At 54.7% G+C, this 23482-nt stretch carries 21 protein-coding genes and 1 pseudogene; 16 read left to right on the plus strand and 6 right to left on the minus strand.

All coding sequences use genetic code 11. The features are described 5' to 3' along the window. Window positions 1-37: 37 nt before the first annotated feature. Complete coding sequence (locus EPD59_RS20065; RefSeq protein ID WP_133274332.1) at window positions 38-469, minus strand: hypothetical protein; 432 nt, start codon at window positions 467-469, stop codon at window positions 38-40. A gap of 255 nt (window positions 470-724) precedes the next feature. On the opposite strand from EPD59_RS20065, the gene EPD59_RS20070 reads away from it, so the two are divergent. The 4 genes from EPD59_RS20070 to EPD59_RS20085 all read left to right on the plus strand — a co-directional run bounded on the left by EPD59_RS20070 (window position 725) and on the right by EPD59_RS20085 (window position 5224). Beyond that, complete coding sequence (locus EPD59_RS20070) at window positions 725-2782, plus strand: M13 family metallopeptidase (protein WP_133274333.1); 2058 nt, start codon at window positions 725-727, stop codon at window positions 2780-2782. 11 nt (window positions 2783-2793) lie between these two features. Then, window positions 2794-3189 carry an ACT domain-containing protein gene (locus tag EPD59_RS20075; RefSeq protein ID WP_133274334.1) on the plus strand — a complete coding sequence of 132 codons (396 nt, stop codon included), beginning with the start codon at window positions 2794-2796 and terminating at the stop codon, window positions 3187-3189. Window positions 3190-3329: 140 nt separating this feature from the next. Next, on the plus strand, window positions 3330-4058 hold the full coding sequence (locus EPD59_RS20080) for a head GIN domain-containing protein (RefSeq protein WP_133274335.1): 729 nt from the start codon (window positions 3330-3332) through the stop codon (window positions 4056-4058). A 158-nt stretch (window positions 4059-4216) separates the two neighbouring features. Beyond that, on the plus strand, window positions 4217-5224 hold the full coding sequence (locus EPD59_RS20085) for a DUF3667 domain-containing protein (RefSeq protein WP_133274336.1): 1008 nt from the start codon (window positions 4217-4219) through the stop codon (window positions 5222-5224). Between the two features lie 12 nt (window positions 5225-5236). Here the strand turns inward: EPD59_RS20085 and EPD59_RS20090 are convergent, their stop codons facing one another. Continuing rightward, window positions 5237-5830, minus strand: a complete 594-nt coding sequence (locus tag EPD59_RS20090; RefSeq protein ID WP_133274337.1) for a hypothetical protein — start codon at window positions 5828-5830, stop codon at window positions 5237-5239. 160 nt (window positions 5831-5990) lie between these two features. Here EPD59_RS20090 and EPD59_RS20095 point away from each other — a divergent pair, with 160 nt between their 5' ends. Then, window positions 5991-6938 carry a 3-oxoacyl-ACP synthase III family protein gene (locus EPD59_RS20095; RefSeq protein ID WP_133274770.1) on the plus strand — a complete coding sequence of 316 codons (948 nt, stop codon included), beginning with the start codon at window positions 5991-5993 and terminating at the stop codon, window positions 6936-6938. A 63-nt stretch (window positions 6939-7001) separates the two neighbouring features. Here EPD59_RS20095 and EPD59_RS20100 read toward each other — a convergent pair whose 3' ends face one another. Continuing rightward, entirely contained in the window at window positions 7002-9161 is a 2160-nt protein-coding gene (locus tag EPD59_RS20100; protein WP_133274338.1) for a matrixin family metalloprotease, read from the minus strand. Between the two features lie 391 nt (window positions 9162-9552). On the opposite strand from EPD59_RS20100, the gene EPD59_RS20105 reads away from it, so the two are divergent. The 4 genes from EPD59_RS20105 to EPD59_RS20120 are packed head-to-tail and all read left to right on the plus strand — an operon-like array spanning window position 9553 to window position 12231. After that, window positions 9553-10335 carry an ABC transporter ATP-binding protein gene (locus EPD59_RS20105; protein WP_240731524.1) on the plus strand — a complete coding sequence of 261 codons (783 nt, stop codon included), beginning with the start codon at window positions 9553-9555 and terminating at the stop codon, window positions 10333-10335. After that, the gene (locus EPD59_RS20110; RefSeq protein ID WP_133274340.1) at window positions 10319-11095 is read left to right on the plus strand and encodes a hypothetical protein; all 777 of its coding nucleotides are present in this window, start codon (window positions 10319-10321) and stop codon (window positions 11093-11095) included. Before EPD59_RS20105 ends, EPD59_RS20110 begins: the two co-directional genes overlap by 17 nt. Window positions 11096-11110: 15 nt before the next feature. After that, complete coding sequence (locus tag EPD59_RS20115) at window positions 11111-11494, plus strand: GntR family transcriptional regulator (protein WP_133274341.1); 384 nt, start codon at window positions 11111-11113, stop codon at window positions 11492-11494. A 2-nt stretch (window positions 11495-11496) separates the two neighbouring features. Further along, window positions 11497-12231 (plus strand): hypothetical protein, encoded by a 735-nt coding sequence (locus tag EPD59_RS20120; protein ID WP_133274342.1) that lies wholly within the window; start codon window positions 11497-11499, stop codon window positions 12229-12231. A 41-nt stretch (window positions 12232-12272) separates the two neighbouring features. Here the strand turns inward: EPD59_RS20120 and EPD59_RS20125 are convergent, their stop codons facing one another. Beyond that, window positions 12273-13187, minus strand: coding sequence for a DUF72 domain-containing protein (locus EPD59_RS20125; protein WP_133274343.1), 915 nt, complete (start codon window positions 13185-13187; stop codon window positions 12273-12275). 349 nt (window positions 13188-13536) lie between these two features. Here EPD59_RS20125 and EPD59_RS20130 point away from each other — a divergent pair, with 349 nt between their 5' ends. After that, entirely contained in the window at window positions 13537-14379 is an 843-nt protein-coding gene (locus EPD59_RS20130) for a septal ring lytic transglycosylase RlpA family protein (RefSeq protein ID WP_165963679.1), read from the plus strand. A 198-nt stretch (window positions 14380-14577) separates the two neighbouring features. After that, on the plus strand, window positions 14578-17013 hold the full coding sequence (locus EPD59_RS20135) for a penicillin acylase family protein (RefSeq protein WP_133274345.1): 2436 nt from the start codon (window positions 14578-14580) through the stop codon (window positions 17011-17013). Between the two features lie 194 nt (window positions 17014-17207). On the opposite strand, the gene EPD59_RS20140 is transcribed toward EPD59_RS20135, so the two are convergent. Both EPD59_RS20140 and EPD59_RS20145 read right to left on the minus strand, forming a co-directional pair. Further along, window positions 17208-17951 carry an alpha/beta fold hydrolase gene (locus EPD59_RS20140; protein ID WP_133274346.1) on the minus strand — a complete coding sequence of 248 codons (744 nt, stop codon included), beginning with the start codon at window positions 17949-17951 and terminating at the stop codon, window positions 17208-17210. A 97-nt stretch (window positions 17952-18048) separates the two neighbouring features. Continuing rightward, window positions 18049-18435: a winged helix-turn-helix transcriptional regulator gene (locus EPD59_RS20145; protein ID WP_133274347.1), complete on the minus strand. Its 387-nt coding sequence runs from the start codon at window positions 18433-18435 to the stop codon at window positions 18049-18051. Between the two features lie 331 nt (window positions 18436-18766). Between EPD59_RS20145 and EPD59_RS20150 the strand changes: the two are divergent. The 5 genes and pseudogenes from EPD59_RS20150 (at window position 18767) to EPD59_RS20165 (ending at window position 23471) form a co-directional block, all read left to right on the plus strand. Then, window positions 18767-19830 (plus strand): annotated as a pseudogene (locus tag EPD59_RS20150) (alkene reductase). 228 nt (window positions 19831-20058) lie between these two features. Next, window positions 20059-20904, plus strand: a complete 846-nt coding sequence (locus EPD59_RS20155) for an SDR family oxidoreductase (protein ID WP_240731775.1) — start codon at window positions 20059-20061, stop codon at window positions 20902-20904. A 188-nt stretch (window positions 20905-21092) separates the two neighbouring features. Next, window positions 21093-21407 (plus strand): hypothetical protein, encoded by a 315-nt coding sequence (locus EPD59_RS22935; RefSeq protein WP_240731525.1) that lies wholly within the window; start codon window positions 21093-21095, stop codon window positions 21405-21407. After that, window positions 21389-21709: a gluconate 2-dehydrogenase subunit 3 family protein gene (locus tag EPD59_RS22940; protein WP_240731526.1), complete on the plus strand. Its 321-nt coding sequence runs from the start codon at window positions 21389-21391 to the stop codon at window positions 21707-21709. Before EPD59_RS22935 ends, EPD59_RS22940 begins: the two co-directional genes overlap by 19 nt. An 88-nt stretch (window positions 21710-21797) precedes the next feature. Continuing rightward, a complete protein-coding gene (locus tag EPD59_RS20165; RefSeq protein ID WP_133274349.1) occupies window positions 21798-23471 on the plus strand; it encodes a GMC family oxidoreductase in 1674 nt (557 codons plus the stop codon). Window positions 23472-23482 lie beyond the last annotated feature (11 nt).

Consider the following 23482-nt stretch of genomic DNA (forward strand, 5'->3'; position numbering starts at 1 on the left):
CTAGTAAAAATCAGAAAGCAAAACTGCAAAATTACGCCTACAGCAAGCGCCAGAGTATATAGCCGAGCAATGAGCAGCGCGCCGTCCAGGCTAGCGTACGCAGCCAGTTGGTGCGCACTAGTCCATCGATGGCAATATAATCGAAGCCTTGGGCGAGGCGGTTGTGAAAAGGTACGGACACAAAGAATGTTACCGCCCAGATAAAGACCACCAGCGCCAGGCTCCACCACACACTGCCTCCCAGCGCCCGCCCCTGCCAAGCCAACCACCCTGCCAGCCCCAGTTCGGCCACCATCGGGGCCATTACCACCCAGCCCATGCGCGAAGAATGCGCCCGATGAAACGCCACAAATTTATCGGCAGCCACAAAGGCAAAGCTGGGATAATGCACCAGCTGCACCGTCCAGATAAGACCCGTGAGGTAGGCAGCCAAGGCGAAATTGAGTAGGACAAGCAGCTTCAGTGACATCGTAGCCCAAGGTACGTGCCGCCGCGCTAAACGTGACGCTTTTCTCCAGCGCTAGTCATTTATTCAAGCTCTGGGGGCTTTTTCGACCGTCATGCTGAGCTTGTCGAAGCATGACAGCTACTTTGGTAAAGTCCACAAGCCAGCGCCTAGTGTCGGGAGCTGGCGTGCAACGCGGCGACAACCTAAGCCGTCAGTGTTCAATAATTGCCCGGAACTGGTAGCTTAGCCATCGTTTTTCAGCCAAACTTCTTCTTTATGACCTATTCTTTTGCTGCGAGCAAATGGCTTTTTGCCCTGCCCATTGCTCTGCTGGCGTTGAGCGGCTGCCAGTCCTCGGATAAAACCGGCTCCGGTCAGCCCGATCTGCTACAGGCCAACGCCGACACCACGGTAAACCCCGGCGACGATTTTTTCACGTATGCCAACGGAGCCTGGCTTAAGAAGCACCCCATTCCGGCCTCTGAAAGTTCGTGGAGCATTGCCAAGGAGGTGCAAAATGAAGTGTACGCTCGCCTACGCAAACTCAACGAAGAAGCCACCAAAGCCAAGGCCAAACCCGGCAGCAACGAGCAGAAAATCGGTGACTTCTACGCCACCGGTATGGATTCAGTCACGATTGACAAGCAGGGCATTATGCCCCTCAAGCCTGAGCTCGACCGCATTGCGGCCATGCGCACCGTGCAGGATGTGCCGGCGGTTATTGCTCGGCTACAACCCTTGGGCGTAGATGCCCTCATTGGGGTATTTATCAACCAGGACGCCAAAAAGAGCGACCTGATGACTGCCTACCTTTGGCAGTCGGGCTTAGGGTTACCCAACCGCGACTACTACTTTAATAAGGACGCCCGCACCGCCAACATTCGTAAGGAATACGGCCGGCACGTAGCCCGTATGCTTCAACTCAGCGGGCAAGATTCGGGGCAGGCACAGGCCAACAGCGCCCGCGTGATTCGCCTAGAAACCGCACTGGCGGGCTCTTCTCGCAAGCTCGAAGACCTTCGCGACCCCTACGCCAACTACAACAAGATGGCGGTAGCCGACTTGGGCAAGCTTGCTCCTAGCCTCAACTGGAAAACCCTGCTCACGCAAATGGAGCTGGGCAAGCTGGATACGGTGATTGTGGGCCAGCCTGAGTTTTATAAGCAAGCCGAAAAGCTCCTCCAAACGGCTTCCATCGACGACTGGAAGGCTTACTTGCAGTGGCACCTAGTGAATGCGTACGCCTCCAACCTCAGCCGCCCGCTCGATAATGAGCATTTCCGGTTTTACGGTACGGTACTGCAAGGCCAGAAGGAGCAGCGTGCGCGCTGGAAGCGGGTGCTAGATGAAGAGGAAGATGCCATGGGCGAAATCCTGGGCCAGCAGTTTGTGAAAGAATACTTCACTCCCGAAACCAAAGAGCGCTACGAGAAGCTGACCGAAAACGTAGTAGCAGCCTTCCGCGAGCACATTCAAGCCTTGGACTGGATGAGCGACTCGACCAAGCAAAAGGCGTTGGTGAAGCTGACCAAAATCAGCAAGAAAGTAGGCTACCCCGACAAGTGGCGCGACTACTCTACCCTGGAAGTTGCCCGCGACTCGTACGCCCAAAACGTGATGCGTGCCAAGCAATGGCAGTATCGCTATCGGGTAAATAAGCTGGGCAAGCCGGTAGACCGCACGGAATGGGAAATGACGCCCCAAACCTACAACGCCTACTATAACCCGTCGAACAACGAGATTGTGCTGCCAGCGGCCATTTTCTCTATTCCTGGTCTGATCGACAAAAACGCCGACGATGCCGTCATCTACGGGTATGCCGGCGCCAGCACCATCGGCCACGAGCTAACGCATGGTTTTGATGACGAGGGCAGCCAGTTTGATGCAAAAGGCAATTTGCGCAACTGGTGGAGTAAAAAGGACCGCGCCGCCTTTCAGCAGCGTGTCAACGGCATTGTGCGCCAGTTCAACGGTTACACCGTGCTCGATTCCATGCGTATTAATGGCAAAGCCACGGCCGGCGAGAACATTGCCGATCTGGGGGGCATTGTCATTGCCCTCGATGCCTTCAAGAAAACTGAGCAGTACAAGAAGGGAGAAAAAATTGGCGGCTTCACGCCCGTGCAGCGTTATTTTCTCGGCTACGCGCTCGGCTGGCAAGGCCATCAGCGCGACGAAGTGCTGGCCCAGCGTATCCTCACCGATGTGCACTCCCCGGCTAAGTACCGCGTAAACGGCCCCTTCGCTGATGTGCCAGAGTTCTACGAAGCCTTCAACGTAAAACCCGGTCAGAAGCTCTACCTCCCCGACTCCGCCCGCGTGAAGATTTGGTAACAGCCACGGCCATGAGCGGCGAACAAAACCTGGAGCAGCTGCTGCGCACCATGCAGCCCGTATTTCAGGCCGAAGAGTATGTGTTTTGCACGCTACCGGCTGGGCAGGCAACACCAGAATCAGTGACTCCGGTGGGCACGTTTTGGGAGGCGGAAGGACTTACGCTTATTATGACGAAAGCTCAAGCGGAGCAAGCGGCCCTGAGCTACAGTTACCCGTGTCGGATGATTACGCTGAATGTACATTCCAGCTTGGAAGCGGTGGGCTTTCTGGCGCGCATTACCGCTAGGCTCGCAACGCATGGCATCAGCGTGAATGCGGTATCGGCCTTCTACCACGATCACCTTTTTGTACCCACTGCTAGAGCCGACGAGGCAGTGCGTTTACTGAACGAGTTATCAAGCTAGAAAAAGCCCCCAGAGTCTTTCCTGGGGGCTTTTTTATAATAATTTTTGCTTCCATTCATAAAGTCTGAGAGGCAGGCAACGGTTGATAAATCTTCCCCATCTTATAGTTGATTTCTAACCTTTCACTTATTCTGAGTGCCATGAAAAACCTACGCTTGTTCTTTCTTCCCCTGCTGGCCGCTCTATTTGTGCTGTCGGCTTTCCGTCTGGCGCCAACTGCTGAGCGCGAAGTGCGTAGTGTGCCGGCCTTTACGCATCTCAATCTGGCGGGCTCTTTCAACATCGTATTACGGCAGGGCAGCACGCAGAAGGTAGAAGTTGAGGCTTCGCCCGAAGACCTTTCACACATAGAAACGACCGTAACCAACGGCAAGCTACGCGTAGGCGCCAAACAGGAAAAGAAAACGGGGGGCCTCAGCTGGTCGTCGTACAGCTTCAAACGGCCGGTCACCGTCTACGTCACCATGCCTACCATTGAGGCTTTGGGCGTAAGCGGCTCGGGTAATATGACCGCCACCGACCCCATTCAAGGCAACGAGCTGCAACTTTCCGTCAGTGGCTCGGGCCACATGAAGCTGGGCCGCGTGCAAGCCAACCGCTTAAAGTCGTCGGTATCGGGTTCGGGCGAAATCACCATGTCGGGCACCAGCCCACGCCACGAAGTAAGCATTAGCGGCTCAGGTCAGGTAAATGCCCCCAACATGCGCAGCGAAACCTGCCGCGTGACCATCAGCGGCTCGGGCAACTGCCGCATCGAAGTCACCAAAACGCTCGACGCCAGCCTAGCTGGTTCCGGCAATGTGTACGTGACCGGCAAGCCGCAGATAAATGCCTCCACGGCGGGCAGCGGCCGTGTCCGCAGCAGCTAAATCTGTTTCGTCACGCAATAAAAAAGCCCCCTAGTAGATTGCTGGGGGCTTTTTTATTGCGTAAAATTCAACGAAGCTATATAGAGGGCTAAATTAAAAGCTCGTACTTGTGCCCGCGTTTTCCGTGGCTTGCGGCCCAATCGTTTATTTGTTTGCTTATGGCTCATACTGCTACCAAACTCCCGGCTTGTGCCAATTGCCACTACAGCTTCCCTCCCAACCTGCCCAACGAATTTTGCCCCCGCTGCGGCCAGCAGAATCATGAGCTTAGCCTCTCGGCCGGCCATGTGCTGGAAGAAACGCTGGAAGGCCTATTTCACTTCGACGGCAAGGTATTCCGCACGGCTAAGCTGTTGCTTTTCAAGCCTGGTGAGCTTACCAAGCGGTTTTTAAAAGGAAAACGAATGCCGTACGTTCCGCCTATCCGGTTGTACGTCTTTCTGAGCTTCGTCTTTTTCTTTTTGCTGTCCCTGAGCATGGGCACGGTTAGTAAAGAGCCCACTAGTAGGCTGTTGAAGATGAAAAGCGTGCAAGAAGTCACTGATTCTGTGCGCGCTAACGCTCCTGAGTCAACCAAGTTTCAAGTATATGAGGCTGATTCGTCCGACTCTCCGCTGACCGCGGCTTTCAACTTGAAGTTTAGTCAGGCAGAGCTTCTCTCCTTAGGCAAAGACCCGACCCCCGCGCGCCTCGATTCGGCCATCCGCAGCCGGGGAGAGGAGCCTACCACCATGCGCCGCTTCGCGCTGCGCCAAACCATTCGGTCGCTCAATGCCAGCCCCGACGAAATCACGAACAAGTGGATTCGAATGCTGCCTACGGTCATGTTTGTGCTCATGCCACTATTTGCCTTGCTCCTGAAGGGGCTATACCGGCGGCAGCACCAGTACTACTTGGCTCACCTCATTTTCTCTCTTCACTTTCACAGCTTCGTGTTTGTGCTGTTCATTGTGAATCTGCTGCTTGGCTATCTGCATATGAGCGACTGGTTTGAGCCGGTGCTCTTCTTCCTGCCAGCCGTGTATTTTTACTTGGCACTCCGCAACAACTTCGGGCAGCCGTGGCCCAAAACCCTCGCCAAAGTGCTCCTGATGATGGCAGCCTACGGCTTGGTATTAAGCATTTCTATGATAGTATCAGCCCTGATCAGCGTGTTTACGCTGTAGCGGGGGGCTTTTTTAGAAGTCGAACAGGCCTCGGCGGGGCGAGTCGTCTTTGTTGCGGTCGCGCTTTTTCTGCTCGCGCTCCCGTTGCCGGCGGCGGTCGTCGCGGTCGTCACCATCACCGAAAACACCGTTCAGGAAGCCTTCTTTCTTGTCTTTGATCAAGATATAGCGTACCGACAAGGCCGCCGGAAACCGAAACCAGTCGTCGCTACTGATTTCCACGCTGGGCTTTATATCCAGGGACAGCACCACGGGCACGAAAGCAATTTTGTATTCCACGCCCGCAATGGCATCGAAGCCGCCGAAGCCGCCGTTGTCTTTTTGGGTGCCAATATGGGCACCGCCGCCGAGGTAATAGTTCAGGCTTTTGCCCAGCAAACCAAAGTGTTGCTCGGCCAGCAGTGTAGCGCTTACCTCGCGGGTACCTATCAGACCAATGCCTTCCAGTGTGGTCCGTTCAAATATTTTTTGCTGCACCGTTACGCCAAAGTTGTCTCTGCCGACACGCAGGCCCGCGGCGGTGCGGTATTTCTGGGCGCTGGCAGCTAGGCTCAGTAGCAGCAGTAAACCCGTGAAAACCATGCGTGTACCAAAGGAAAACATCATAATCTTATTACTATAGCGGCGGAACTCCGAGACTCGAAGGCTGTTTGAACGTTAAATGAGGGCACAAAGTACGGGCCATGACGTCATTTGATGGCGCATTCTCTGGCAGCGCCGTAACTTGCAGCCTCATTTACTGCCCTCATTCAGCCCCACCCCACCCGTGTACATTCATCAGGTAGCGGCGTATGTGCCCACCAAGGTTATTACCAACGAGCATTTTACCCGCCTAAACGGCCTCTCCCACGACTGGATTATTGAGCGCACCGGCATCCGGGAGCGGCGCAAGGCTGCGCCTGGCGAAAATACCAACACCATGGCCACCGAGGTCACGCGTCGCGTGTTGGCGGCGGTGCCCGCTATTGCCGCCGATAGCATCGACCTCATTGTAGGTGCCACCTACACGCCCCACGACACCATTTATACTTTAGCCCATGCCGTGCAGCGTGAGCTGGGCGTTGCCGACATTCCGGTGGTTAGTATTTCCTCCGCCTGCTCTTCATTGCTGAATGCCGTGGAAATTGTGGAGGGTTATTTTGCTATGAATAAAGCCACTAGGGCTTTAGTAATCGTATCGGAGCATAACACGGCCTACAACAACGAAGAAGATACCATAGCTGGTCACCTGTGGGGCGATGGGGCGGCAGCCCTGCTCATTAGTAAGGAGCGCCTAGCTGAAAGTGACTTGCGCATAGTAGACGTGAGAACCGGTGGTGCTGCTCACGTAGGCAAAGCCGATACCGCCGTGACACTCAAACCTGTAGAAAAAGGCATCGTGATGCCGCACGGCCGCGACGTGTTCACGCACGCTTGTCAGTATATGGCCCGCGTTACAAGCGAGGTGTTGGAGCACAATAAGCTGGAAGTCAATGATGTGACATACCTCATTCCGCATCAGGCCAATCTGCGCATCACCAAGAATGTAGTGCAGGCACTAGGCTTACCCCCGGAGCGCGCCATTTCCAACATTCAGGACCTGGGCAACACCGGTTGCGCGGGTGCCGCCATTGCCCTCGCCGACTATCACCCCCGCCTGCAGCCCGGCGAGCGAATTATCATCACCGTTTTTGGCGGTGGCTATTCATACGGAGCTATGCTGCTGGAGCGCTAGAATAAAACGAATAAAGCCAGTAAAAAGCCCCCCAGTAATCTTCTGGGGGGCTTTTTACTGGCTTTATTCGTTTGTGGAGCGCACGAAATTGAGTGAGCCCGTTTTACCCGTCTGGTCGCGCCAGCGCACGATGTACCATCCTGACCGTAGATCGGTGAGGGTGAGGAAAAAAGGCCGGCCCGATTGATAGTTGACTTGCTCCGTACGACGCCTCCGCCCTACGGCATCATAAATATCGAGGGTGAGCTGGCCGGTAGCGGCTCCTATGTACAGCAAGCTGGCTGGTCCTTCATCCAATGGATTAGGGAAAAGCTGTAAACCCTCCACCACCGGGCCACCGGCCAGCGCCGTAACTGCTCGTGGCTGCGTATTATCCAGGCTGTTATCGGGGCGACGAACGCGCAGGCGGTAGAACGAGCGTCCCGGCAGCGGATTAGCATCTATATACGTGTACTGCCCCCCCGTGCTGCCGGGCTGCACGGTGGCTAATGGTTGCCAAGCAGTTGTATCAACGGCGCGCTCAATGACAAATTCGCGCAGGAAACACTCATCCTGTGTAGTCCAGTTTACTTGGTTACCGATACCCGCTAGGGCGTTGGCGTCTACGCTGGTTAGGGGTGCGGGCAGCATGGGCGTTACGCTACCGCACGCGGGCGGCACAAAGCTGCGGGTACGCAGCAATAAACGCCCCCCAGCTATATCGCTTACCGGATTTATCTGCCGACTTTGCTGCCCCCGCGCTACCGCGTAATGCATCACGGCGGCGGGCAGAATTACGTGGGAGAGTTGCTGCGCGTGTCCCAGCTCATGTACTACCACCGATTCGAAGTCAATCTGGTTGGTAGAAGGATTTCCTGGTCCATACTGCCAAGCGGTTTCAGTATCCAGTTGCATATCAATCTCTGAGACCCAGAAGTAAACGGGGCCATTTCCTATGCGGCAGCCTTCGTAATAACTGGTGGTCCGGCCTAATACGCGCGTAGGCAGCTGTGTATCGCCGGTGCCAAAGTCAAAACCGATAACATTCTCTGAGTCCTCATCCGAGCCGCGCTTCGTGCTGTTAGCGCCAATTTCCCAGTTCATACCCGTTTGACAGCGCCAAGTAGCCAAAGCCCGGCGGAAAGCAGCTACCGCCGCCGCGTTGCCAGCCAGGCCCGACTCGAGGCGGAGCGTGTATCCTCCCTTTCCATTTTGATTGATATGGCCCGGCCGAACAATTTCGCCGGTTCCATCCGTTTCCACATTGCTCACGGCATACAATACTGTTATCGGAACGCCGCTTGTGCCTTCTAGCTGTTCAGCCGATGTCACGCGCACGGGGCCGGTGCCAGCGGGGGCGCTGCGCTCGGGGTCGCTGCTGTTAGGTAGAGAAGGCACCGTGCCGTTGGAAGGCACGCGTACCTGAATCCGGGTATCGGACCAGCTGAGGTAGTCCGATGCTTTGGCACGGGTCCGGGTTTCGCCCCCATCATCGGCATTCAGAAAAGAGACAAAGCCGGTGCCGCGTGTGGCGCCAAATCCAGACCCGGTGATGGTTAGCACGGAGTTGGTACCGGCCGTAATGAGGAGTGGGGTCACACCAGACACGACTGGTGCCGTACCCTTAGCCGCTACGGCCGGCCGCGCCCGCTGGGCCTGCGCTGCAGCCAATACCGGGTTAGCGCTCACTTCCAACGTCGACTGACCCGTGGTCAGCTTTAAGTCAGCATAAAAGCTTTGGCTTACCAGCGGATACTGCCGAAAAGGCTCCGAAGCCGAAGCTTTCGTCAGATCGTAGCGAATGAAGCCTTGCTCGCTGCCGTAAGCCGTCCATGCCTGGCCTGCCGACTCAATACCAGAAAACGGGGCCGGATACAAGAACAGGACGCCCTGCTCGCCCGGAAACAAACGCAGCGTATTCGTCAGCTCCTGCCGACTCAGGTCTACGGTGCCTCCTTCCGTAATAACAGTTAGCTCGGCGGCGGCGGCACCCTTAAATACTTTGAAAACACGCACCCGATGCGCGGTATAAATGCGGCGGTGGCGGGCGTCCCAGAAGCTGCGGGCATCCAGCACCTCACCTTCCACTACCAGTGCTGAGGCCTGCGCCCTACTCGTTGGGTCGAGGGGTAGCATCAAGCAATGGCTTTCAGGCTCCACGCTCACGGTTTGGGCAATAGCCGGGGTTATGACAACAGAAAAGACCAGCCCAAGGGCCAGCTGTAGAGAAGACGATAATTTCATACCGAAGCAACGGGGACGAAAAGCGCTGACAATAGTGTGTTGTGTTCCAAGATACGGCTTTCGGCCTGCATTGGTAGATGCTCTCTAGCCTGCGCGGAGCGAAAACGCTTTACCTACGGGCTAAGTGTATCTGGTAGCTGAAGCTGAGCAAGAAACCAAGTAAGAAGACTTGAATAATGTTCGAAGCCAGCCTAAAAATGCGAGTGCCTACTTGCCAATCAGCATCATAAGAAATATTTATTTGAAAGTATTTGAAAAGACAAATACTCAAGTACATTTACAGTGTACTAGATATGTAATACACTAAGACAGATTTCTTATGGTTCATGTAAACAATATGAGTTTTGGATACTCCAAAAAGCATTTACTTTTCGAGAATCTGAGCCTATCCTTGTCACGAGGACACATTTATGGGCTATTAGGAAAGAACGGCGCTGGCAAGTCTACTCTCCTTAAGAACATGATTGGCTTGGCTTTCCCGCAAGCGGGTTCCTGCCAGATCAACGGTCAGCCGGCAGCCAAGCGACTTCCATCGGTGCTTGAAGACCTGTATTTTCTGCCCGAAGAAATATTTGTACCTGCACTTTCCGTCGAGCAGTTTGTGAAGCACACTGCCTGCTTCTACCCTCGGTTTCAAGAGGCCGAGTTGCAACGGTATCTGCAAGAGTTTGAAGTGCCGCGGGGGGCAATTTTAGACCGACTCTCCTTTGGTCAGCAGAAGAAGTTTATGATTGCATTTAGTCTGGCTACCAATACGGGGCTGCTGGTGATGGATGAGCCTACGAATGGCCTCGACATTCCTTCCAAAGTGCAGTTTCGCAAGATTATGGCTTCCGCTCTTACCGAAGACCGCTGCATGATTATCTCTACCCATCAAGTGCGCGACCTCGACAGCCTCATTGATACGGTAGTAGTGCTGCACGACCGCAAAATTGTGCTGAATCAGGAGCTGGATCAGGTGGCCGAGCGACTCACTTTCGCCACTCATTCTACTACTGATGGCCTTGATGTGCTATATGCGGAAAAGTCGGTACGCGGCCAGCAGGTCATTCTGCCCAACACCGACGGGCGCTACAGCCGGGTAGACTTAGAAGTACTCTTCAACTCACTTACCAGCGGTAATCCAACGGTCCTCCAATATTTAGCCCAGCCGACGTATGAAAAATCATTTTAACGCCCAACGCTTCGGACAGCTATTCCGAAAACACTCCGCTGAATATTTGAATCAGTACCTTTTATCAACGGGAGTATTAATAGGAGTGATGATGTTGATTATGGGATTTATTGCCTACATATCCGGCACTCCCCTGAATGCTAGAATGCAGGATATATTCTTTATGCTGTTTTTATTCGGGGCGGGATTTATTTTCACTAGCACCATATTCTCTAATTTAGGAAACAAAAACCAAGCAATTGCAGCTCTTAGCCTTCCTGCATCCCATTTCGAAAAATACTTGGTGGGGTGGGTATATTCCTTTATAATATTTTTAGTTGTCTTTACTGCTAGCTTTTATCTAGTAACAGCACTGGTAGTAAGCATCGACGAGTGGTATGGGCAGGAAAAAGAAATACTAAATGTTTTCTCCCCGGATCAGCAAGGCTTGAAGACCTATATTATATATGCCTTTATACACGCAGTAGCTATCTGGGGGGCAATTTTCTTTACCAAAATACAATTTATTAAAACTGCTTTCTTATTTTTTCTGGGTTTGGGAGTTGTAGCTGTGCTGAATTTTCAAATTTTGAAAACGCTTTTTACGCAAGACTTAAAAATGGCTATGCCTTTCGCTGATGTATTCTTGCAAGCCGACAAAGAGATGTATTCTCTGGAACTACCCCAGCAGCAGCAACAGCTCATTATTCTAGTGCCCATCATATTAGCGTTCTTTTTCTGGACAACTGCTTATGTCCGAATAAAGGAAAAGCAAATTTAATAGGGGAACAAATCCATGGAGTTCAAAGATAATGAAGCCATTTACCTGCAAATAGCCAGCTATGTAGGTGAAAATATTTTACTGGAAAAATGGCCCTCCGACGACAAAATCCCTTCGGTACGCGACTTAGCTGGTGAGCTACAAGTTAATCCCAACACTGTGATGCGCACATACGAATTTTTGCAAAATCAGGAAGTACTCTACAATAAGCGTGGCATTGGCTTTTTTGTAGCTCCCGACGCTATTGAAAAAGTAAAACGCTACCGCAAGGAGCACTTTCTGCAGCAGGAATTACCTGATTTTTTCCGCAATGTTTTTCTCCTAGATATTAGCCTGGATGAATTACAAAATAGGTACGAGCAATTTAAGCGTGAGCATTACGCACCCACTGAGAAGTAATTATGAAAACCAGCAATAAAATAGCTCTGACGGCTTTGGTATTCCTGCTCGCTTCGCTGGCGGCTTATAATATGGCCTTAAAAAAAGAGTATAATAAAGGCGCCTATAAAGATCCTTATAAGAACTTCACAGCCTTAAGCTTTCAGGATTTTGAGGCGTTGGAGGTAAACCCAGCCCATATTCTCAACGTGAAAGTTTCGGCGGGCCCGTACGCAGTGTGGGTGCGCAACGATGCGGCCGAGTATGTGCAGGTAAAGCAGATTGGCAAGCGCCTGCGCCTCGACGCCATATTTCCCGAAGAAAGGGAGTATGCAGGACCCTCTTACGCGGTGATGATCAGCTGTCCGCGACTTAGTAGCTTGGCTACTAATGCTATGTACTCAGTAAAAGGCAAACTCACCACCGATAAGGCGTCACCGTCAAGCTATGCTGTCACGGTATCAGGGTTCGACCAAGACAGCCTGCGGATTCAGCAGGACAATGCTAGTTCGGTGAAGCTAACTGGCAATGACTTCAGGCAACTGCATGTAGTGGCCGGACTAAGCCCCCGCAGCAGCTCAGCCTTTTATGTAATGCCAGGCAACCAAATTGCGGCGGCCAGCTTCGATATTCGCAATAAGAGCCAACTCGTATTAGACAATGTGTCTATTCCCAAGCTACGCTACCAATTTGCGGATAGCACGAAAGCGACAATTTCGGGGTCTGCACTGGCGGCCTTAACCCACTTAAATAAGTAGTTGAAGCGAGAGCCAGCTGACATTGATTGGCCGGCTCTTGCTTAAAACAAACTTCCTTGCACAGGCTGGACAATAATCTTCGGGGGGGCAATTTCGAGGCCCGTTAGCGTGCGTAGCTTATCCAGAAAATACTGCGTCCAAATGGGCGAGTGCATAATATCCTTCTGATGGATAAATATGTAAGCCGTGTGCAAGCCAGCGCTCAACCAGCCGGCCAGGCGCTCAGCCCAAACATCGGCGCGGCGATAGTCGCTGTTGCCGAGGCCGTGGCCATTGAAGCGGATGAAGGCCGTGGGCGTAGTCAGGCGCTGGTGAAGCACGTCGCGGCGACCAGCTACGTCGGTAATTACCAGCGTCTTGTTCAGAGCTTCCAGCAAGGCAAAAACCGTGTCGCGCACGCCCGTATCGGCAAACCACCGCGGGTGACGCAGTTCCACGGCCAGCGGCACATAGGCTGGAAAATCGAGCAGGTAGCGCTCTAGGCGGCGCATGTGCTCCGGCCCGAACGTGGGGGGCAATTGTAGAAAGGCTGGCCCCAAATGTTCTTCCAGCCCGCTGATGGCCCGGCAAAACGAAGTGGTCAGTTCATCGGCATTGTATAGCTCCCGCTCGTGGGTGATGCTTTGGGGCATCTTGGGGCAAAACTTGAAGCCCGGCGGCACCGCATCGCGCCACTTGCGCACGGTGGGCGCGTCGGGGATGCGGTAGTGCGTGGTGTTCAACTCAATGCTGTTGAACTGCCGGGCGTAATGGTGCAGGTAGTCACTATCCTTAATGCCTGCCGGGAAGTAAGAGCCTAGCCAAGCCTTGTTCGTCCAAATAGGACACCCCACATATACGGCGGGCTGAGGTGGCGCCGTGGCTTGCGCACGCGCCAGCAGCGAAGCCGTCTCGGGGTGGTCGGGAGGAAGCGTGAAATCCACGCCGCGCAGGTCGGAAAGGCGGCCAAAATCCATAGAGCAAAGTACGGCAAATCTCGCCGCAGGAAGTAGGTTATTCCAGTAACAAAATTCGAGGACTTTTGCAACACGGCTTTGAACATGCTCAACAGGCCAATGACAAAATTTTGTACCAATCAAATAATATCATTCTTTTTAGCCCTTCTAAGCCTTCTTTTAATAATACTAAGACCATCTTTCTGAAACACAAAAGCGCCTTTTGCTACAGGAAGTACAAATTATTTTCGTACAAGTTTTATTCAAAAAATATAATTTATTATACTTGGAAACAGCTACCGCCGGTGGAATTGACTCTCCGCCAAAAAGTGGTGCTCTAGTTTTGGCTGTTTACCAATTGTCTAAAAGTGTGATTCGATCCCTCCGATTACCTCTTGCCGGTTGGCTGTTTGCTCTGCTCCTGACCTTGCCTTTAGCCTTCCCCCAAACCGCATTTGCCACCCGGCTCAGCGACGACGATAAGGCTCCCACAGCTACCACTCGCAAAAAAGTTGTCGTGTTACGCGGCCGGGCCTCGTGGTACGGCATCCAACATCAAGGCTTACCTACCAGCAGCGGCGAGCGATTTGATCGCAACAAGTACACCGCCGCTCACAAGACGCTTCCCTTTAATACCCGCTTACGCGTAACCAACCCCCAAAACGGCAAATCAGTAGTCGTACGCGTTACCGACCGCGGCCCATTCCGCCACCAGCGGATTCTCGATTTAGCCGAAATTGCCGCCCGCCCGCTGGGTATTATTCAGCAAGGTGCCATTTCAGTAGTGGCCGAAGTAGTCCCCGAAACGACGCCCCTTGGCCCCACGGATGCCCCCGAAGATTTGGCTGAGATCCTCAACGACACCATTGACCCGGAAATGCCCGTGGTGGCTACCACCGAAACATCGGTACCTGCTACGCTTCCCGCCTCAACGGCAGCCTATGTAGTACAAACCGGCACCTTCGGCAGCGCCCTGAATGCTCAGAACCAGCTTACCAAGATTCAGTCAATCAACAACAAGCTAGTGGTAACGGTGACGCCCGAAACCGTGAATGGCAAAGCTCTCAACCGCGTGGTAGTAGGCCAATTCGCCGACCGCAAAGCCGCTGATACCGTGCGCCGGCAATTGCAGCAACGTGGGATTACCGGTTTGGTTCGCCAGATTCAGGTACCACTCGAGCCTGCCGCGCACGCAGTAGCCGCAGGCCGATAAGTCTTTACTTCTCTACTCTAAAAGCCCGAACTTTCTGCTTTAGCAGGGGTTCGGGCTTTTTCGTGTGAGCGGGGGGCAAATTTTTGGGCATACGTTGGTTAACGAAGAGTAAGCGTTGTTATGTGAGCGCATCACTATAACTTAACGGCACTTGCCAACCTGCTGGGGGGCTTTTTCACCCGATTTCTACCATTCTTTATGGCTTGGATAAAGGCCTTGTTGGCACTGCTGGTCAGTGTTACGCTTACTTGGGTACTCAACAGCAAGCAGGGTGACCTGCCGCCTTTTGGCAAGTTTCTAAGCCCTTTTGTAGGCTTTTGGCAAAACGCGGAGGCCGCTACGGAGGCAAATGAGCAGCAGGAACTAACCTTATCCGGCCTGCAAGCGCCCGTGCAAGTGCGCCTCGATGACCGGCGCGTACCCCACGTATTTGCCCAAAACGACCACGACCTCTACTTTGCCCAAGGCTACCTCACCGCCCGCGACCGGCTCTGGCAGATGGAGTTTCAAACGCACGTAGCGGCCGGCCGTATTTCGGAAATAGTAGGCGCGAAAGCCCTGGAGTATGACCGGTTTCAGCGGCGCATGGGTTTGCCGTTTGGGGCCCAGAAGTCGCTGGATGTGATGCTAGCTGATCCTACTACGCGCATGGTGCTGGAGGCGTATTCGGCCGGTGTGAACGCCTATATCAGTAGCCTGTCGACCGAAGACCTACCATTCGAATACAAGCTACTGGATTACAAACCTGAGCCCTGGAAGCCCCTGAAATGCGCGTTGCTGCTCAAACTCATGGCCTGGGACCTGAGTGGTCGCTCCGATGATTTGCGCCTCTCGAATGCCTTGAACGAGTACGGGCCAGCCATCACCAACGATCTTTTTCCCAGCTATCCGACCCGCGAAGACCCCATTGTGCCAGTTGGCAGCCCCCTAGATTTTACGCCCGTTCCGACGCCCCCTAAGCCACCCATATTTGGAGCTGCCATGTCGGATAAAGTACCCACGCGGGAGCCAGACCCTGAGTTGGGGTCCAATAACTTTGCGGTCAGCAGCGCTAAATCGGCAACGGGCTTTCCTATTTTGGCCAATGACCCGCACTTACAGCTAAATCTGCCCAGCATCTGGTATCAGATTCAGCTGGTGGCGCCCGGCGTGAATGTGTATGGGGTTACTATTCCGGGTTCGCCCTTAGTTATTATTGGCTTTAATCAGCAGGTAGCCTGGGGCGTAACCAATGTGGGCGCTGATGTTCTCGACTGGTATCAGCTCAAATTCAAAGACAACGCAAAGCGCGAGTACTGGCACGACGGCCGCTGGAAGCCGGTACGCCGGGTGATAGAGCGCATCAAGGTGCGCGGCTTGCCTGACCGCCTCGACACGGTGCTCTATACCCACCACGGCCCGGTGGTGTATGATCAGAACGAGAAGGTTTTTAACAAGCAAACACCCGTTCGACATGCCTTACGGTGGACTGCCCACGAAGGCGGCAACGAGGTAAAAGCCCTCTACGGCTTGAACCGGGCCCAAAATTACGCCGACTATACCGCGGCCATTCCCTTCTTTGCCTCCCCAGCCCAAAACTTCATTTTTGCCAGTGCTCAAAACGACATTGCGATTTGGCCCAATGGCAAGTTTCCGCTGAAATGGGCCGATCAAGGCAAGTTTATCCTCGATGGCACCAACCCGGCCCACGACTGGCAAGGGTGGATTCCGTCGGCCCACAACCCTCATGTGCGCAACCCGGCGCGGGGCTTCGTTAGCTCAGCCAACCAGTTTCCGGCGGGGCCCGATTATCCTTATTATTTGGGGTGGTCGTTTGGCACTTGGGAGCGGGGACACCGCATAAATGAGCGCCTGAGCGCTATGCAGGGCGCCACGACTGACAGTTTGCGCCTTTTGCAGCTGGATAACCTCAACCTGAACGCCCAGCTGATGCTGCCGCGCCTGCTGGCTTTGGTGCAGCCCCAGCAACTAACTGCCGCCCAGCGCTCAGCATACGAGACCATGCAGCGCTGGAATTATTTCTACGACGCAGATGCTATTGCGCCCAGCGTGTTCAGCCTCTGGTACAGCAACTTAGTAAAGCGCCTCTGGGATGATGATTTTGGGGCCGCAGCCACGGGCTTAGAAATGAGCTATCCGCCCCGCGACCGGACTAATAATCTAATCTTATTGCAAGATACCAGTCGCTGGATCGACGACCGGCGCACGCCTCAGCGCGAAACCCTGACCCAATTGGTGCAGGCATCCCTACAGTTTGCCACCGACTCACTGCAACGGAAATTTGGCCCCCAAGGTCCGTCTTGGCGTTGGGCCAACCAAAAAAGCACCGACATTTTGCATCTGGCCCAGCTCAAAGGGTTCGGCCGCATGGACCTAGAAGTAGGCGGCGGCGCAGCCATCGTCAATGCTATTTCGGAGCGCAACGGCCCCTCTTGGCGCATGGTGGTTGCTCTTGGCCCCCAAGTGAAAGCCTTCGGCGTATTTCCCGGGGGCCAAAGCGGCAACCCCGGCTCAGCCTACTATGACGACATGATCGAAACCTGGCGAAAAGGCGAGCTGAACGAGTTGATTTTCCTGCAAAAACCCAACGAGAAAAGCCCTCGTGTGAAAGCTAGCTTAGCCTTGAAGCCGTAATTTAGACAATCGTAGAAGACGATTACATCAGATTACATCATATAAGCCCGACCGTCATGCAGAGTGGCAGCGAAGCATCTCGCTCACGTCGTTAGATTAATACTCCTGAGTCAGCACGCGAGATGCTTCGCTACCGCTCTGCATGACGGTCTTTTCATTGAGGTTTCGGTGTTAGTCATTGACACCTCAGAAGTCTAGCTCGCTAGCGAATCGGCAAACTCCCGCAAAAGCGTTGCTACTTCCTGCGGCGCTTCTAGCGGCAGCAAGTGGCCAGCCCCACCTATTATTTCCAAAGGCGTATTGGGGGGCAAATGTGGTAGCGTTTCAAGCCCATGCAACGACGGTGACATGACCGCATCGGCGTCGCCGGCCAGCACAACGGCTGGTACGGTAATAAGGGGCATTTGAGCCAGAATATTTTCACGGCTACCGTGCAGCAGCCACGCGTCCCAGGCCGCGCGCGTAGTGCGCAGATTATCTTCGATGACTTGTGCATTCGTATCCTCTGGCAGCGGCCGGGCCGTAATGTGAGCTAGCGTGCGGGCGGCCGCCTGCGGGTTGCCGTAGGCGTGTAAGGACGTGGTACGCTCTTCATCCGTCATAGGCTCAGGGGAAGGCGGCGAGGGCGAGATTAAGGCCAATCCGCGCAAGCCGACGGGCTGCTGAGCGGCCAAGGCAAGAGCAATTTTGCCCCCCATACTATGCCCAACCAGAATATAAGTACGAACCCCCTGCTCCCTAATGTAGGCGGCTATGGCTTCGGCATATGCCTGCACTGAGTAGCCACCCACCGGAGCCGGAGCACTTCCAAATCCACCTAAATCGGGAGTCAGGCAGGCGTAGTCAGGAGCCAGCTCGGCGGCTACTGCGGCCCACTCTCGCCTCGAACCAGCCCAGTAATGCAAACAAATAAAAGCAGGGGCGGCAGACGCGGGCATAAGGAGGAGGTTGAAACGTGTAGCCTACCTACGCAAACCCGCCCCGAAATGGTCAGAAAAGCCCCCCAGTAAACCGTAACCGCCCACCGCCTATGAGTTATCCGGCCACTGCCAGCGCGTCTGATGTTGCTTCTGCGCAGGGCGCTTCGCCTAAGCCCAGCGCCTCACGGTGCAGATTACCCCACTCGCGCAGGGAGTGTAATACTGGACACAGGGTTTCGCCGTGGGCAGTCAGGCGATATTCTACCTTAGGCGGCACCTGCGCATACACGCGCCGATTGACGAGGCCTGCTTCCTCCAACTCTTTAAGCTGCTGGGCCAGCATCTTCTGTGTTACTCTCGGAATGAGGCGTTTCAGCTCGCCAAAGCGCAAGGTGCCGTGCTCCGCCAAGTACGAGAGAATAAACACCTTCCACTTGCCCCCCAATACATCGAGTGCTGCCGTAATTGGGCATATCGGCGCATTCTTTGGCGTTGCTATCATTTTAAGTTATTGATTATCAACTATAGTTTCTAATAGGTACCTGCATTACTTTATGGTACCTACTTGACAAATATATCCTATTGACGAGACCTTTGCAAGCGCCGCCAATAGGCGGAAAGGAAGTATTTGCGTCCCCATAAAGCAGGCCGCCGGTTAACCATTACCGCCACTGAGTGGTTTGGCAAGACGCGCCAAGTAAGCGAAGGCTCACACGTGCTTTCATTCTTTTAAGTCAGTTATCACCCTTCTTATGTCATCTGCAACCAAGCATCTGTTCACGCCCTTCCAAATGGGCGCTCTTTCTTTACCCAACCGCCTCGTAATGGCGCCCATGACGCGCAGCCGCGCCAATAACGACGGCAATGTGCCTACCGACTCCACGGTGGAATACTACCGGCAGCGGGCCTCGGCAGGGCTTATTATTACTGAAGGCGCCCAGGTTTCGCCGCAGGGCGTAGGCTACGTTTTCACACCCGGCATTCACTCAGCAGCGCAGGTAGCGGGCTGGAAAAAAGTAACGGATGCTGTACACGCCGCTGGGGGCGAATTTTTATTCAGCTGTGGCACGTAGGTCGTATTTCGCACCCATTCTTCCACAACGGCGAATTGCCCGTTGCTCCATCCAGCGTGAAGCCAACCGACGTGATGGCCTACACCGCCAATGGCATGGAAGAAATTCCGGCCCCGCGCGCTCTAGAGATCAGCGAGATTGCTGACGTGGTGAATGACTTTCGCCAAGCGGCTCAAAACGCAAAAGATGCCGGCTTCGACGGAGTCGAGCTGCACGGTGCCAATGGCTACCTACTCGACCAATTTATCCAGGATGGTACCAACCAGCGCACCGACGAATACGGCGGCAGCGTAGAAAACCGCGCCCGCTTTGTGCTGGAAATAGTAGAGGCAACCGCTGAGGTATTTGGTGCCGACCGTGTCGGCATCCGTTTGGCCCCTACTGGCAACGTGGGGGGCATTTCTGACTCCGACCGCCTAGGTACCTTCAGCTACGTAACGGAGCAGCTCAATAAGTTTGGCCTAGCCTATCTGCACATCATTGAGGCGCTGCCGGGTCACCCGATGGCCGCAAAAGCTGGGCAGGAGCCGATAGCTCCGCACCTGCGTAAAATCTTTGATGGCCCGTTTATTCTGAATGGCGGCTACACCCAGGAAACAGCTGAAGCCGCTTTAGAAAACAACGAAGCCGACCTTATTGCCTTCGGTGTCCCGTTCATTGCTAACCCCGACTTGGTGGAACGCTTCGAGCAGGGTGCTGCCCTCAACACGCCCGATCAGGCTACTTTCTACGGCGGCGACGACAAAGGCTACATCGATTATCCTTCGTTGGAGGTAGCAGAAGCCACGGAGGCTTCGCCCAAGCAGGACATCGTGAATTACTAGCCTTCTCAGCAGCCAAACGGCTTCTAATACTGAACCCCGCCTCGGAACATTCCGGGGCGGGGTTTCTTGTATACAATATCACGCAGCTACCTCCCGTCGAGATTCTGCGTAGACAGTGACTCAACTTTATCACATCGCTCTGTTATGGCCAAAAAAGCTTCTGCCCCCGCCCCAAACGCCTCCACCAAAAAAGCCCCTGCGCCGATAGATCATCCCACGGCGAAGGACATGAAGAAGCACGCGCAGAAGCTTCCCTACCCCGCCAAACAAGCTGACATGAAGCTTCAGCCCGGCATGAGTTTCTCAACCTACCGCGCCGCTAATAAGCTGGGGGGCAAAATTGCCCTTATCACCGGCGCCGACTCGGGCATCGGGCGCGCTGTAGCGGTAGCCTTCGCTATGGAAGGTGCCGACGTAGCCGTGCTTTACAACGAAAACGACGTGGACGCCCAGGAAACGCAACGATTGGTAGAAGCGCAGAAGCGCCGTTGCCTGCTGCTCCGCCTCGATGTGCGCGACCCTGAGCAGTGCCGCCAGGCCGTGCGCCGTACCCACGCCGAGCTAGGTGGCCTGCATATTCTGGTCAACAACGCGGCTTTCCAAATGGCGCAGGAAAAGTTTGAGGACATCAGCGAGGAGCAGATTCGCCGCACTTTCGACACCAACATTCTTGGCTATATCTGGATGGCGCAGGCCGCCCTGCCCCATATGGAAAGCGGCGACTGTATCATCAATACGGGCAGCATCGTGGGGCTTACCGGCAACCCTTTGCTTATCGATTATACGGCCACCAAGTCGGCTATTCACGCCTTCACCAAATCACTGGCTACCCACCTGGGCGAACGGAACATCCGCGTAAACTGCGTCGTGCCCGGCCCCGTCTGGACGCCCAACATTCCGGCCACGATGCCCCTGGAAGAAGTAGAGAAGTTTGGCTACGAAGTAGCGCTTCAGCGCCCCGGTCAGCCCGAGGAACTGGCCCCCGCCTACGTGCTGCTGGCCTCACAGGATGGCTCTTTCATGACGGGAAGTCTAGTCCACGTTACGGGGGGCAAATTATCCAGCGACCAGTAACCCAGGCACCACTTTAGTGCGGCTTGGCAGTAGGCGGCCGGCAGCGTACTCCGGGGAGCGGCAACCATAACGCCAGCTCAACAGTTAAGCATTTACGCAGGTATTGGTGCTAAGCGATAAGCGTAGCGGGAAGTTTTGGCTTCCAAGCAGTTTACTACCTGTAGCTTCCCTTATCAGCTGCTCTGCCCATGACTTCTCCTCACTATCCCGACGGTACCGTGCGCGCGCTGCTCGCCACCGACCTCGTCACCGAAGCTACTCGCACGGCTCTCCAAGAGCGCCTCGATGCGCCGGCCTACGAGCCTCAGTTTCTGGAGCCCGCCGCCTACGATCTGCTGCGAGCAGTAGCCGCCTGCCTTTTTCCCCAGCCCGACCGCCCCGACGCGCCTATCGAGTTGGCGCCCAGCGTAGACCGTCGCCTGGCCGCCGGTCTCAGCGATGGCTGGCGCTACGATGCCATGCCCCCGACCGCGAAGCGTATCGCTTGGGTCTGGGGGGCATAAACCAAGCCGCTGAGTCCTTGTTTCAGCAAGAATTCCGAGCGTTAACCCCAGACGAGCAAGCTAGTGTACTTGAGTTAGTTCAGGTTGGTGAAGCACCCGGCGAAGCATGGCAGACGGTACCCGCCGTTCGTTTTTTTGAAGAAATGTTAGCCGAGCTAACCGAACTCTACTACGCTCACCCGCTCGCTCAGGAAGAGATTGGTTACGTGGGTATGGCCGACGCACCCGGCTGGACTCGCTTAGGCTTAAACGAGTTAGAGCCCCGCGAGCCGGAAGCTATTTCGCCCCCGCCAAGTCTGTAAAACAAGCTGCCTTCACCGAAGAGCGCAGCCTTTTGTTCTTACTATTCTACCGATTGAACGCGCCGTGGCGTGTGCTTACTAATCTTATATGCCCGACGAAGAAGTAATAGAAGAAGGTGTGCTGAATCCGCTGAAGCAGGAGGTGCAAGATCCTCTTTTGAAGCAGATTATGCAGGATTCGGCCCTGGAGCCCGAGCCCCAGCCAGCCGAAATTCCACTTCCAACCGACGAGGTCGATTGCCTGGTTATCGGCACCGGAGCAGGTGGTGCGCCGCTGCTGGCGCGCCTGGCTATGGCTGGGTTGAAAGTGGTAGCTTTGGAAGCCGGCCCTTGGCACAATCCCAAAACTGATTTTGCTACCGATGAAAAAGCCCAGGAGTTTCTTTTTTGGAACGACGAACGCCTTTCAGCAGGAAAAAACCCGGTAGCCTTTGGCAAAAACAACTCTGGTACTGGCGTAGGCGGCTCTACCCTCCATTACACCGCCTACACGCCCCGCGCCCAACCCGATGACCTCCACCTAAACCGCGACTTTGGCGTGGGCGTCGATTGGCCGTTTGGCTACGAGGAGTTAGAGCCCTATTACGAGGAGATAGAACATTTCTTGGGCATTTCGGGCCCTACGCCTTACCCCTGGGGACCTAAGCGCGGCCGCGGCTATCCGCTGGCGCCGCTGCCGCTTAATGGCGCCGCTCAGCTTATGGAGCGAGCCTGTCAGCAGTTAGGAATTAAGACGTCGCCGGCGGCTAACGCGGCTTTGTCGGCGCGCTACTACCAGGAGGGTGTGGGCTGGCGCGAGGCCTGCACCAACCGGGGCTTCTGCCAGGCCGGTTGCAGCACCGGCGCAAAAGCCAGCATGGACGTCACGTTTCTGCCTTTAGCCGTCGCGCACGGCGCCGAAATCCGTCCTAACTGCTTCGTCACCGAGATCGAGCGCGATGAGCAAGGCCGCGTAACGGGCGTCGTGTATGAACACAACGGCATTACGCAACGCCAGCGGTGCCGCCATTTATTTATCTGCGCCGGGGCCGTGGAAACACCGCGTCTGCTGCTGCTGAATGAGTTAGCGCTGAGTAGTGGGCATGTAGGTCGCAACTTTATGGCTCACCCCGGCGTGCAGGTGTGGGGCACTTTCCCCGAAGACATTCGACCCTACAAAGGTATTCCTGGGGGGCTAATTTCGGAGGATACCCACCGCCCAGCCGATGCCGACTTTGCGGGCGGTTATCTATTGCAAAGTATTGGCATGATGCCCGTTACGTTTGCGGGCCAGGTAGTGCGGGAACGTAAGCTCTGGGGGGCAAAATTGCGCGAGTATATGCGCAGCTATAACCACATTGCCGGCATCAACATTCTGGGCGACTGCTTGCCCCACGAAGATAACTTCCTGGAATTAGCCGAGGAAAAAGATGCCCGTGGGTTGCCCAAGCCCCGCTTGCACTTCACCAACCACGAAAACGAGATCCGCATGAACCGCCACGCCGAGCAGCTCATGCGCCGCATCTGGGAAACAGCCGGCGCCACCGATATCTGGGCGTTTCCGCGCTCGGCGCACGTCATTGGTACCGCTCGCATGGGCCTCTCCGGCGACGATGCCGTGGTAAACCCCGACGGCCGCGCCTTCGACGTACCCAACTTATACATCTGCGACAACTCCGTGTTTCCAAGCGCTTTAAGCGTTAACCCTGCCCTAACTATTATGGCGCTGAGCCTGCGCACGGCCGACAAGTTTTTGGAAAGCGAACAAAGAAGAGACGCTTAATCATTCCTCCT

It is taken from the genome of Hymenobacter radiodurans, assembly GCF_004355185.1.
Classification (GTDB): Bacteria; Bacteroidota; Bacteroidia; order Cytophagales; family Hymenobacteraceae; genus Hymenobacter; species Hymenobacter radiodurans.